Genomic DNA, 12,627 nt, shown 5'->3' on the forward strand with positions numbered 1-12,627 from the left:
TAGTCAAACAGGGTAAGCGTCTTGCGGGCGCAATTCCCGGTACGCCTGCGTGGAGACCTTTCCCAAGCGTGGTGTCAGCCGGCAGGTACGTTTATCCCAGGGGTATTCCGCCTGACGCTTCAGCCATTCAGCGCCTTCGCCCTGTTTCCAGGCTTCCAGATCCAGGTCACGCCAGAACCGGGGATTACGCCCGGCTTGCTGGTCGTGCTCGGCTGTTACCGGATCCAGATGACGGAAGGGCTCCAGCCTTGGCACATCCGGCAGCGGCTGGGATACGTCCATGTACCGCTGAAGCATGTCCCACAGGGCCATGACCTCTTCTTTGCTTGGCTCAATCCGGCTCAGGGAGGTCTGGCTGAACTGCTTACCGGTGTAGCGATGAACAAACATCAGGCGGTAGAAGATGCCGCCATGCTGGACCACACGTTCCACGTAGGCGTCGAACTCTTCAAACGGAGCCGTCAGCTTCTTTCCACCCGGAAGGGCAAAACTCAGCTTGCCCGTCTCTCGGTTGAAGGCGCTTTCGCCTGAATCCAGGCCGCGGTCCAGGAGTTTGCCCAGTAATTTGTCGAATGGTCTCAATAGCGGGGCGAAACCGCCCATGACCCAAGGCATGGTTTTAATGAGGATATAAAATGAAACTGGCATCCAAACGAAAACTGCAAATAGAATCACTAGAACTCGAAGAAAATATGCCGTATCGGTTGTAGTAACTAGCAAATAGTACACTGCGGCAACGCCACCACCGCCAACTAAGGCGGTGCCCCATACAGATGGAATAAGCAGCAGCAAAACCGAAAGGCCAATAAATGCCTTACCATTGAGAAAACGAATTTGACGCTGATCCCACCACCACTCCCCAGATGTAAAGCCATCCGGGTCGCCCTGTTCCTGATGATGGACCGCAGCTACATCTTCACACACCAGGTAATAGGGCTCGATACCGGCGTAATCACCAAATGGCTGAAGGTCCTCACCAAGTCGTTCGCGTTTCTTTGGAGGCTCCGGCAATTCCGGAATCTGATCCGCTCGGAAACTGGTTTTCCCTTGGCTACTTGTGTGGCCATTCTCACTCACACGGCGACCTCTTTCACAATCCAGTAGGGTACTGGCTCATTGTCGAATGGGTTCAAAGCCTGGGGCCGTTTATCGGGCAACACACTGTGACGACTGATATCAAACGCCTCGTAATCATCAAGTACCGGCATAGGAACCCTAAATGGCGCTATTTCGCTCTCAATGCGCGCCTGCAAGACAACCCTCAGGCTGATGGTTCGCCTTTCACCATGACCAAACGCATGGGTTTCGCCACCGGCCAGGTTCCGTTCTATCAGAAAATGCACGGCGTGGTCTTCCGGTACGGGAACCCAAGTCGTCACCTTTCTTAAGGGCGTGTTTCGAGTCAAGTAATATTCATCGACTTGTCCGGCGGGGGTATCCATTACGCCGTGCGTATATTCCAGTTCCTGAACGCCCAGCCTCAAATCCGGCTTCCTGTCTTTGGCTTTACCTTCCGCTGGCTGGCCAAGTTTGAAGCGGCTGACCAAGGGAGAACGCACCGTCACCCTGTAGTCGTCCGGGGACGGGTTGTGGCACGCAAGCATCGCCTGTTCCTTACCGCTCAAGTCACCATACCGTTTGGCGGATACCGTTACCGGGGAAAGCTGGCTGAGCAACTGCGGATAATAGACAGCATCGTCAGCAGGCATTCCCTCGTGGGCCGGACCCAGGCCAAGGGGGCCCTGTTTCAGCACGCGCTCTATCTCACTGTCGGTAGCTATGGCTGCGAACACACTACCACCCAATACAACACCCAACCCAAGCAGTGCCCAGCCCCAACCGGGTACCGCCAGCAATCCGGTCAGTAGTGGCGACGCCAGGAAGACGCTGCCGCCGGCAACAGCCAAACCATGCCCAAGAGCAGCATCCATATCACCACGGCTGAGACTATTTCGATAGTCCCAGGCGCTGATACCTACCATAAAACCCCCGGTCATATAATTGACCAGCCCCATAGCCCGAACAATTGTGCCGGCCCCAACCTTTAAAAGTCGCTTCTGGATAAGGGGGCCAATCATTGGCACGGATTTAATCTCAAAAAGGGGCCTGAGTATGACCTTTGAGACCAGCTTGCTATCCGCCGGAGCGCTTACGACATGAAGCTTCATCAATGCTGTGGAGAGGTCTAAGACAGCCCCAATGAATTTAACAGCTGCAATTCCATATTCTTCAGGCTTTAACTGTCTCCAGGACCAAATCTCTGAAGCGAGATTATACGCCGCCAACCCAACCAACACCCGGGATAACCCCGGCCCATCAGCAAACGCTTTGGCCTTTTTCGCCCAGTCAATTTTCACGGCACTGAATGTCCGGGCTTCCGGGTGATCAACGGGCAGAACAAACACCCAGGTATGAGCCGCGGCCTTGACCAAGGTTTCGCTCCCTTCATCGATCAACCGGCTCGGGCTGGTGGACGCTATCCGTTTACCCGCTGCGTCTGTTCTGTCTGCAAACAGGTAATCATTGCGCCTTGTCAGGGCTTCGCTCTGGCGGCCTGCATCGGTTAGCCCGAAGGAGAGGCCCTTGCCGTGGACCCCCACGATGCTGTAGCGAGTAAGATCAACCTCCCCCCGATGCATTACCCGCAATTCCCCTCCAAGGTTGGGATCCGCGATATCGGCCGATTCTTTGACCGACGTGAACACGCGGTCCAGCTTGATGGCAGCCAGATCGCCACTCTGGCGCAAACCTTCAACGGCCTTGAGTACAGCAGCGCTCCAGCCTCCCAAGGCTGTTTGAACCATTCCCGCTGCGGTGCCTGCTGCACCGCTGGGGACTGCGGACGAGCCATTGCCCGGATTGGAACCACCTTCTTCCTGCTTCAGTTGCTGGGCCAACGCGCTGATGGACGAGAGGCCCGCTCCGGTCAGGCTGTCCTCCGTCAGCGTATTTTGATCGCCCGCGAGTTCCTTTAATCGCGCCAGCAAGGGAGGAAGTTCACGGTCCGACTTTGCCCCCTCAGCGAGGACGTCGATGAGCGGGTTCTTACCCAGGCCCTGTTTGAGCAGCCGTGACAAGATGCCCGGAGATTCCAGGCCGTGGGCATTCAGCACGCCGGGGAGTTGTTGTGTCAGGTTCAACAGATCGGTCTGGAGCGCAAACGCTTCGCAGGGCCCCAGCCCGTTGTGGCTGAGGTAGTCGTCACAAACGGTGTCGAATTCTCCGCTGTTGACCAGTTCTTCCAGCATCTCCAGATGGACAGAGATTTCCTCAAGCACCTTCTGGCGCTCGGAATGATCGAGAACCTTGTGGAGTTTTTTCCGGTCCACTGCGGCTCGCAGGGTCTCAACTTGTTCACTTGGGGCTGACGCTTGTGGATCGAACAGCGCCTGGCGTATCAACGTGGCGGAATGAATCAACGGTCGGTTTTTCAGGGATAGGTCGATGGCATCGAGGTAATACAGGGCCAGGTGCAACTGCGCCAGGGCATGGCGCAGGCGGAACAGCGGGTCGGGAATGGCGACGCACACGATGGCACTGTGCGCCCTGGCTTCGGCCAGGGTATCGTCTGACGGGTCTGCCTTCAGGGTCAGGTCGGAAAGTTCAAAGCGATTCTGCAGAAAAACCGGCACCAGGAAGTCGGTCACGGGTTTGCCCACCGGTGAACGGCGGTCGGCTTTTTGCTGGCGGGCGGGTGTCAGGTCGACCTCGCTGAGGGTGCCCTCGGAACTGACTTCGAATTCCCGCCAGAGTGTCTGCCCCCGGAATACATAGAGGTAACCGGGGCGCAGTGTGGCAACAGCCCGCCCACCAAACACGGTCACGCCGCTGACCTTGATGGGGCGCTTGCGGTGGATCTCCGCCACCGGGCACACGCTCAGCAGGGTATTGCCGAGCTCGCCTTCCGGCTTTTCTTCCAGTGGTGTCCAGTCCTCCAGCACCGGCACGTTGAAGGTGTTCACCCTCCCGGGTTGGGATAGCCATCACCATCCCTGCTGGCTCACCGGTGTCGTTTTCGGCCCTCAGGCGGATTGTTTTTTCCAGTTTTTCAGGTTTGAGAGTGAAAGATTCGCTCATACCGTCTTGCTCTTCCCTGAGGTTGATGTACTTTTCAGCAGGTCCTGCTCACTGTCCCGGCCTCTGACGTCCGCAAGCCGGTCCTGCCCATCCTCCTCGCTGGCCGGGGCCACTTGAGTCGGGTTGCTCTCGGCTTGCCTGGCCCGGCCAGTGAGGGCCGTTGTTGCAGGCGCGGATTCCGGGTCGGCGTTGGCTCGGGTGCTGGTTTGCGCTAACGATCCCTGTGTAACCTTGGTGCCTGCCACCGGCCTTGAGGGTGACTTCCGCGCCCGCTTCGATCACGATTTTCATGCCGGCCTTGTGGTGGATTTCGCTGCCGGCTTCATGGCCGATTCTCGGAAGTGCGATGAACCCGTACTGTCCACCGGCCCAACCCTGGCTGACTCTGAGCCAGGCACTGCTGTGTTCATCATTTTCTGAATAGCGATCCCAGGGGAATCGGACTTTCACCCGGCCGTACTGGTCGCAATGGATTTCTTCGCCTTCCGGGCCGGTGACGGTGGCGATCTGGGGGCCGTCCATCAGAGGGCGGTGGTTGACCTGTGGCCGCCAGGTGCGGTCCGCGGGGATCGCGCTGAAGGCATTGTGGTAGGTGGTGGCGCCACTGCCTCCCTCCTCCTCCAGGGCCTGGGGCTGTTCGCCGGTGTGGGTGATACTGGTGAACAACCACTCCCGGTTCAGGACCGGGTTGTCGTGGTCGGTGAGTTCCACTTTGGCCCCCACGGTGAAGTCGGGGCGGTTGCTCTGGCCATTGGCGGTGGCGGCGTCGTTCCTGAGGGCATCCAGGCGGCTTTCGGTGAAGGGCTGGCCACTGGCGTCCTGTTTGAACCGGCCGGGGTAGTCGTAATGTTGATAATCTTCCCGATGGGCCTTCAGCCTGTCGGCCTGCTGTTCGTGCATCAGGGCGTAGGCGGGGTTCCTGAAGGTGTAGTCCTTCATGGCCACGGAGGCGACCCTGACCCGTTCCCGGTAGCTGAACCGGAAGATGGCACTCTGGCGGGTGCGGCCACCGGCCTTGCTGTTGTACGCCACCGGGTCGAGCCTGGGGGCGTCGCCGTGGTGGTCGGCGATGATCAGGGCGGGTGATTCGTTGCCTTCCACGTCGCCGTGGTTGTAGCGGTAGTGCCAGCCTTCCTCGGCGGTCAGTCGCTGGACAAAGTCCAGGTCGCTTTCCCGGTGCTGGACGCAGTACTCCCGTTCTTCGGGGGTGCGCTTCAAATCGAACACGGTGTCGACGATGCCCCGCTCCTCCAGCAGGGTGCGCACGATGGCGTCAGTGCCCCGGGTCTGGAAGATGCGGCTGTTGTGCATCAGACCCAGACGCCACAGCGGGGGCTGGACGATGACTTCGTAGCGGGTGCGATGATGGCCCCTGTCTCCGCGGGCGAATTCGTTGACCACGCCGGTAAAGCGCCGAAGCGGTAAGCCGTCCTGCCAGACCACCAGTTCCACGGCCTGTTCCAGCACTTCCTCGGCTGAAATGTCCGGGGAGGTACTGGCCAGCTCCAGCTTGCAGTAGCAAAGCCTTGAGAGGTGTTCGGTCAGTTCAAAGCGGGCGACCACGAACAGGTCTTTGGGGAGTTGGCCAAGGGTGGCCGTGAACTGCAGTCCGGTTGCCTGGGGCATGATTCCATCCTTGATAAACTAAATCCATTTAGTTTTGCAAAGCCAGAAGCCCCGCTTCCTGCGGGTGCCCTGTCGGCTTTATACGGGAGGACAGTAGCAAAACAGAGGCTCTGAGTCCATGGTTCTTTAACAGGATTGCTCGATAATAGAAAAGGCACCCGAAGGTGCCTTTTCTCAAGCTGAACAGAAAGTTAAAGAACTTTCTTCAGCTCTTCTTCAAGTTGCGGAACCGCTTCGAACAGGTCCGCTACCAGGCCGTAATCGGCAACCTGGAAGATCGGCGCCTCTTCATCCTTATTGATCGCAACGATCACCTTGGAATCAGACATACCGGCCAGGTGCTGGATGGCACCGGAAATACCAACGGCAACGTACAGTTGCGGGGCGACGATCTTACCGGTCTGGCCAACCTGCATGTCGTTCGGCACGAAACCGGCGTCAACAGCGGCACGGGAAGCACCGACGGCAGCACCCAGCAGATCAGCAACCTGCTCCAGCATCCTGAAGTTGTCGCCGTTCTGCATGCCGCGGCCACCGGAGATAACGATGCCGGCACTGGCCAGATCCGGACGGTCAGATTTGGCTTTCTCTTCGTTTACGAAAGAAGACAGACCAGCGTCCTTGACCACATCCAGCTGCTCAACGGCGGCGGAGCCACCTTCGGCCGCAACCGGATCGAACGCGGTCGGACGAACAGTGATGACCTTGATGCTGTCGCTGGACTTTACGGTCGCGATGGCATTACCCGCGTAGATCGGACGAACGAAAGTGTCGTCTGACTCAACGCGCATGATGTCGGATACCTGGGCGACGTCCAGCAGCGCTGCAACGCGCGGCATGAAGTCTTTGCCAGTGGTACCGGCAGCAGCCAGGATGTGGCTGTAGCCCTTGCCCACTTCGGCAACCAGCTCGCCCAGGTTCTCGCCCAGGAAGTGACCATAAGCAGCGTTATCGGCAACCAGTACCTTGTTAACGCCTTCGGCCTTGGCTGCTGCTTCGGCAACGGCGCCACAGTTTTCACCGGCAACCAGTACGTCGATGTCTCCGCCGATGGCCTTGGCAGCCGCTACAACATTCAGGGTAGCCTGCTTCAGGCTGCTGTTGTCATGTTCAGCAATTACAAGGATGCTCATTCAGATCACCTTCGCTTCGTTCTTCAGTTTATCGACCAGCTCGGCAACGTCGGCCACTTTTACACCCGCCTGACGGGAGGCAGGCGCTTCAACTTTCAGAGTGGAAAGACGCGGTGCAATGTCGACACCCAGATCGGCCGGGCCCATGGCGTCCAGCGGCTTCTTCTTGGCCTTCATGATGTTCGGCAGGGATGCGTAACGCGGCTCGTTCAGACGCAGGTCCGTGGTGACAACCGCCGGCAGGTTCAGGGAAAGGGTCATCAGACCACCATCTACCTCACGGGTTACGTTGACTTTGTCGCCTTCAACAACCACTTCGGATGCAAAGGTGCCCTGCCCCATTCCGGTCAGCGCGGCCAGCATCTGGCCAGTCTGGTTGTTATCGGAATCAATGGACTGCTTGCCGAGAATGACCAGCCTGGGCTCTTCCTTCTCAACAACAGCCTTCAGCAGCTTGGCCGCTTCGAGAGACTGAACCTCCTCGTCCGTTTCGACGTGGATACCACGGTCCGCACCCAGCGCCAGCGCAGTGCGGATCTGCTCCTGGCAGGCTTTCGGGCCAATGGAAACCACCACGATTTCACTGGCAACACCCTTCTCTTTCAGGCGAACCGCTTCTTCTACCGCGATCTCGCAGAACGGGTTCATTGCCATCTTGACGTTGGCGAGATCAACACCGGTATTGTCCGGCTTGACGCGCACCTTTACGTTGTAGTCGATTACTCGTTTTACAGCGACCAGAACCTTCATAGATTCCTCGTTCTTCTACGATGGGTTTATGACTGCAGTCCTCACGTGAAGCCTGCCGAAATTCGATGCGCACTAATAATGGAGGCAACGCTCAGCAGAATCAATAGCCTCAGACGACGCGTCAGGACAAATGTTTCAGCCAGCTTCCCGGTATTGACCGGGAATGGCGGTGAGACGATACTAGATTTCGACTCAAAACACACGATGTTTCAGTGTGCTCATACAATGCCAAAGGACAGACCAAATTTCAAACAAACGTTTGTTTGATTCATCAAATACGGTATCCTTTGCTATAAACAAGTCGTTGAATTCGGCTTCTGGCAGTCGTCTATAGGCAGTTTTACCGGTATGATGACGACCCAGAAAAATTCGCCTGCGGGCACATAATATCCATTAAAGATGTTTGAGGAGACCAACGTGGAACGCGAATCGATGGAATTTGATGTTCTGATCGTCGGCGGTGGCCCGGCGGGCCTGTCGGCAGCTTGTCGTGTCATGCAACTGGCACAGGAAGCTGGCGAGGAACTCACCGTATGCGTGGTAGAGAAAGGTTCTGAGATCGGCGCCCACATTCTGGCCGGTACCGTATTCGAGCCCACCGCCCTCAACGAACTCTTCCCGGACTGGAAAGAGAAAGGTGCCCCGCTCAACACGCCGGTTACCCGTGACGACATTTTCCTGCTGAAAAACCAGGAAAGCGCCACCAGGATCCCTAATGCGTTTGTGCCCAAGAACATGCACAACCATGGCAACTACATTATCAGCCTGGGCAACCTGTGCCGCTGGCTCGCCGAGCAGGCCGAAGGTCTGGGCGTTGAAGTTTATCCGGGCTTCGCGGCCGCCGAGACCATCGTCGAAGACGGCCAGATAAAAGGCATCATCACCGGTGACATGGGCGTTGCCCGTGACGGCTCCAAGAAAGACGGCTACATGCCGGGCATGGAACTGCGCGCCAAGTACACCCTGTTTACCGAAGGCTGCCGTGGGCACCTGGGCAAACGCCTGATCAACGATTTCAAGCTTGATGAAGGCAAGGATCCGCAGCATTACGGGATTGGCATCAAGGAGCTGTGGGACATTGATCCTGCCAAACACGAGCCGGGCCTGGTTGTACATACCACGGGCTGGCCGCTGAACGAAACCGGTTCCACCGGTGGCTCTTTCCTGTATCACCTGGAAAACGGCCAGGTTTACGTGGGGCTGATCACCGATCTTTCCTACAGCAACCCGCACCTGAGCCCGTTTGAAGAATTCCAGCGCCTGAAGCTGCACCCGGAAGTGAAAAAATACCTGGAAGGCGGCAAGCGTGTCGCCTACGGCGCCCGAGCTATTACCAAGGGCGGTTTCAACTCCCTGCCGAAGATGAGCTTCCCTGGCGGCCTGCTGCTCGGTTGTGATGCTGGCACCCTGAACTTTTCCAAGATCAAGGGCTCCCATACCGCCATGAAGTCCGGTCTACTTGGCGCAGAAGCGGTGTTTGAAGCGCTGAAAGAAGGCAGGAATGGCGAGGAAATCACCAACTTCCAGAAGCGGTATGAAGACAGCTGGCTTTACAAGGAGCTGTACGCAGAGCGTAACTTCGGCCCGGCCATGCACAAGTTCGGCAACGTGATTGGCGGCGCGATCGCCTTCTTCGAGCAGAACATCCTGCATCGCAGCCTTCCGTTCACTTTCCACGACACCACGCCGGATTACGCCACCATGAAGCCGGCCTCTGAGTGCAAGAAAGTGAGCTATCCGAAGCCAGATAACACCCTGACCTTCGACCGTCTGTCGTCGGTATTCATTTCCAACACCAACCATGAGGAAGATCAGCCGGTTCACCTGAAGCTGACCGATCCGGAGCTTCCGATCCGGGACAACCTGCCAAAATACGACGAGCCCGCGCAGCGCTATTGTCCGGCAGGCGTGTACGAAGTGGTCGAAAAAGACGACGGCAGCGGCAAGCGCTTTCAGATCAACGCCCAGAACTGCGTTCACTGCAAGACCTGTGACATCAAGGACCCGGCCCAGAATATTACCTGGGTGACGCCGGAGGGGGGCGGTGGCCCGAACTATCCGAACATGTGAACCTGGGGTCAGATGAAGGTTTTCATCTGACCCCGTTTTCTCGATCTGCCGGATAGCCGGTGAACTCGGGGTCAGATGAACTTTTCATCTGACCCCTTTTTCGTTCGCTAGCGCTTAAGAAAAGCTTAGTGGGCGTGACCGTGCTCTTGCTCTTCGTCAGTCGCTTCGCGGGCCTCTACCACTTCCACATCGAAGTGCAGAGTCTGTCCGGCGAGCGGATGGTTGGCATCGATGGTAACGGTCTCGTCGCCAACTTCAACTACACGAACAACCTGGGGGCCGCCCGGAGTCTGTGCCTGGAACTGCATGCCCGGCTCGATCGTATCGACACCTTCAAATGCAGAACGCGGAACAGGCTGAACCAGCTCTTCGTTAACTTCGCCGTAGCCTTCAGTAGGTTCTACAGAAACCTTCACCTGATCGCCTGGGTTCTTTTCGTTCAGTGCACTTTCCAGTCCACCGATAATGTTCTGTGCACCTTCCAGATAAGACAGGGGCTCGCGACCTTCTACACGGGAGGAATCAAGCTGCTCTCCCTGATCGTTAGTGAGCGTGTAATGGATGGTGACAACACGAGGTTGGGCCATGTGATCTCCTTGCGTGTCGCAATGACTGTTTAATTGATTTAGGCAATCGAAAGTGATCGTGAACAGCCAGACTGCACAGAGGGACTAACGACCACCGGGCCTCGTTAGAGAGCCAGGCTCGTAACAAGTACGAAAACACAGTTTAACAAGTGACAGAGTGCGTTTTCTACCGTCATTTCTGGGGGCATGGTACGGGTTTTCAACCAACCTGCCCGATTTTGTAGAAAATTCCGTGACTAAACACGCCCAGAACCGGGTGGCCGTCTTCGTTTCGCTCGACCACATGTTCCGCCAGGTCGTAGTAGGCGGCGGTCACCAACCGGGCCTCCACACCGTGCCGCACCGCCACAACCGGTCTTGGCTCCTCTGAGCGGGGATAGGTGCCAACCTCCAGCGGATGCTGCTGCCCGACTTCCAGGGTTTCGCCGACGTTGGTGATCAGAGAAATCACCTGGCAGTCACCCTCACCGGTGACCTGCAGGGAATGTGCGAGCAGCGGCGTGTCCTCCACCTGAATCCGCCATTTTTCCACCGGCGTGACCAGGTAATATTCGCCATCTTCTTCCCTGCGCAGGATGGTTGAGAACAGCCGCACGATGGCCTCACGAGCCAGTGGCTCACCCTTGAAGATCCACTGACCATCCCGGCTGACTCGCAGATCCATGTCGCCCGACAGCTCGGGGTGCCACTGATCAAGGGGCGGATTTCCGGGATTTTTCACGGTTTCCTCTACCTGCTTTGCAAGACTTTCCGGATTCGTGTGCATAACGGTGGCTCCCGGTTCAGTGATTCGGAGTATCAGGGCAGAAACTGTGCTTTCAAGTCTGCGCAGCCGGGCCCCACTACAGGCATGTCGAGCATAACCGCCTGGGAGGTCATGAAGGGTATGCCCCGGCGATGGGCATCCACCAGCAGTGTAGCGAGGCTGCCAACCAGCGGCATGTGGGAAACAATCATCAGTGGTGATTGATCCTGCTCGATCAACGCATCAAGGCATTCCCCGGGATCGTCGTCCGGGGTAATGAACATTTTCTCTTCCACCGGGCAATTGAGGATTTCGGAGACAATGGCGGCGGTTTGCCGGGCCCTTACCAAGGGGCTGCTCCAGATCAGTTTCGGGCGCCAGGGGGATTCGGCGATCCGTGCTGCCACCTCCGCAGCGCCCAGACGGCCCGATTCGGTCAGCTCCCGCTCCTGATCCAGTGTGTGCCAGCCGGCTTCACCGTGGCGCATGATGAGCAATTGCAAAGGCAACCTCCGCTAAGTGGTCGGCTACTGGGTTATGGTGCGGGGTAGTATGAATTCCACGTCGGAATTCTGGACCGACATCATCAGGCTGTTGATGACTGCCTTGATGGATGCAGAGCGATACAGAATCTCATAAAGGCCGCGCACCAGTGGCATATAAATGCCGATTGCCTCAGCCTTTTCTTTCACCAGTTTCAGGGTATAGATACCCTCAGCCACCTGCCCCAGTTCCGCCACGGCGTCATCCAGCTTCTGGCCCTGGCCCACGGCGTAGCCGACCCGGTAGTTCCGGCTTTTGGAGGACGTGCAGGTCACGATCAGGTCACCGACGCCGGCCAGCCCCATGAAGGTCATAGGGTTGGCACCGAGGCTTACGGCGAACCGGCTCATTTCAGCAAGGCCTCGGGTGATCAGCATGGCCTTAGCATTCTCACCCATCTCCAGAGCGGAAGCGAGACCCGCGACAATGGCATAGATGTTCTTAAGGGCGCCGGCAAGTTCCACGCCGTAAATGTCCACGTTGGCATAGACGCGGAAATACTCGCAGCCCAACAGATCCTGAACGGCCCGGCGTACGTCCGGGTCCTTGGCGGCAATGACGGTGGCGGTGAGGTCGCGGTTCACGATTTCAGCTGCCAGGTTCGGCCCGCTGAGTACGCCGATACGGCAGCGCGGGATCTCTTCCTGGAGAATCTCGCTCATCAGTTTGAAGCCGTGCTCCTCAATGCCCTTGGTCAGGCTGACGACGATCTGGTCATCGCGGAATTTGTCGCAGTTTTCCCGGATAACGGGCCGAAAAGCCTTGCTGGGAATGGCAACCAGCACGATTTCTGCCTTGCTGACGGCGTCGGCAAGGTCGGTGGTTGGCTGAATATCGCCAGTCAGTTCGATGCCCGGCATATACCGGCTGTTGATGCGGGTGCTGCGGATTTCCCTGGCCTGGGCCTCACCACGCATCCAGAAATGAACGCGATGGCCGTTCTCCCCAAGCACTTTGGCCATGGCGGTGCCAAAACTGCCGCCGCCGAGAACCGCTACGTCATGCACCGGCCCTGTTGCCTCATTTTTTTGAGGCGTCGTTTTTTCAGACATAGTTCTTCCGTTTTTTCAGATCAGGTGTGAAACCGGTGTCGCCA

General features: G+C 57.5%; 9 protein-coding genes and 1 pseudogene. 1 reads left to right on the plus strand and 9 read right to left on the minus strand.

Annotation, left to right across the window (positions count from 1 at the left end):
- Positions 1-3: 3 nt before the first annotated feature.
- The 5 genes and pseudogenes from AC13C0_RS17890 to AC13C0_RS17910 all read right to left on the minus strand — a co-directional run bounded on the left by AC13C0_RS17890 (position 4) and on the right by AC13C0_RS17910 (position 7,586).
- Positions 4-1,077, minus strand: coding sequence for a hypothetical protein (locus AC13C0_RS17890; protein WP_482954821.1), 1,074 nt, complete (start codon positions 1,075-1,077; stop codon positions 4-6).
- On the minus strand, positions 1,074-3,962 hold the full coding sequence (locus AC13C0_RS17895) for a hypothetical protein (RefSeq protein ID WP_482954822.1): 2,889 nt from the start codon (positions 3,960-3,962) through the stop codon (positions 1,074-1,076). The genes AC13C0_RS17890 and AC13C0_RS17895 overlap by 4 nt, the downstream gene beginning before the upstream one ends.
- Before the next feature lie 436 nt (positions 3,963-4,398).
- Positions 4,399-5,703: pseudogene (gene tssI, locus AC13C0_RS17900) on the minus strand (type VI secretion system tip protein TssI/VgrG); the annotation flags it as partial.
- A gap of 191 nt (positions 5,704-5,894) precedes the next feature.
- Positions 5,895-6,836, minus strand: a complete 942-nt coding sequence (locus AC13C0_RS17905) for an electron transfer flavoprotein subunit alpha/FixB family protein (RefSeq protein ID WP_482954823.1) — start codon at positions 6,834-6,836, stop codon at positions 5,895-5,897.
- Entirely contained in the window at positions 6,837-7,586 is a 750-nt protein-coding gene (locus AC13C0_RS17910; protein WP_482954824.1) for an electron transfer flavoprotein subunit beta/FixA family protein, read from the minus strand.
- 417 nt (positions 7,587-8,003) lie between these two features.
- Here AC13C0_RS17910 and AC13C0_RS17915 point away from each other — a divergent pair, with 417 nt between their 5' ends.
- On the plus strand, positions 8,004-9,656 hold the full coding sequence (locus AC13C0_RS17915) for an electron transfer flavoprotein-ubiquinone oxidoreductase (protein WP_482954825.1): 1,653 nt from the start codon (positions 8,004-8,006) through the stop codon (positions 9,654-9,656).
- Between the two features lie 125 nt (positions 9,657-9,781).
- On the opposite strand, the gene AC13C0_RS17920 is transcribed toward AC13C0_RS17915, so the two are convergent.
- The 4 genes from AC13C0_RS17920 to AC13C0_RS17935 form a co-directional block, all read right to left on the minus strand.
- Positions 9,782-10,243, minus strand: coding sequence for an FKBP-type peptidyl-prolyl cis-trans isomerase (locus AC13C0_RS17920; protein WP_117617168.1), 462 nt, complete (start codon positions 10,241-10,243; stop codon positions 9,782-9,784).
- Between the two features lie 199 nt (positions 10,244-10,442).
- The gene (locus tag AC13C0_RS17925; protein WP_117617169.1) at positions 10,443-11,009 is read right to left on the minus strand and encodes a DUF1285 domain-containing protein; all 567 of its coding nucleotides are present in this window, start codon (positions 11,007-11,009) and stop codon (positions 10,443-10,445) included.
- 32 nt (positions 11,010-11,041) lie between these two features.
- The gene (locus AC13C0_RS17930) at positions 11,042-11,491 is read right to left on the minus strand and encodes a SixA phosphatase family protein (protein WP_117617170.1); all 450 of its coding nucleotides are present in this window, start codon (positions 11,489-11,491) and stop codon (positions 11,042-11,044) included.
- 24 nt (positions 11,492-11,515) lie between these two features.
- On the minus strand, positions 11,516-12,583 hold the full coding sequence (locus AC13C0_RS17935) for an NAD(P)H-dependent glycerol-3-phosphate dehydrogenase (protein WP_482954826.1): 1,068 nt from the start codon (positions 12,581-12,583) through the stop codon (positions 11,516-11,518).
- Positions 12,584-12,627: the final 44 nt, after the last annotated feature.

This window comes from Marinobacter sp. B-21 (genome assembly GCF_056857895.1).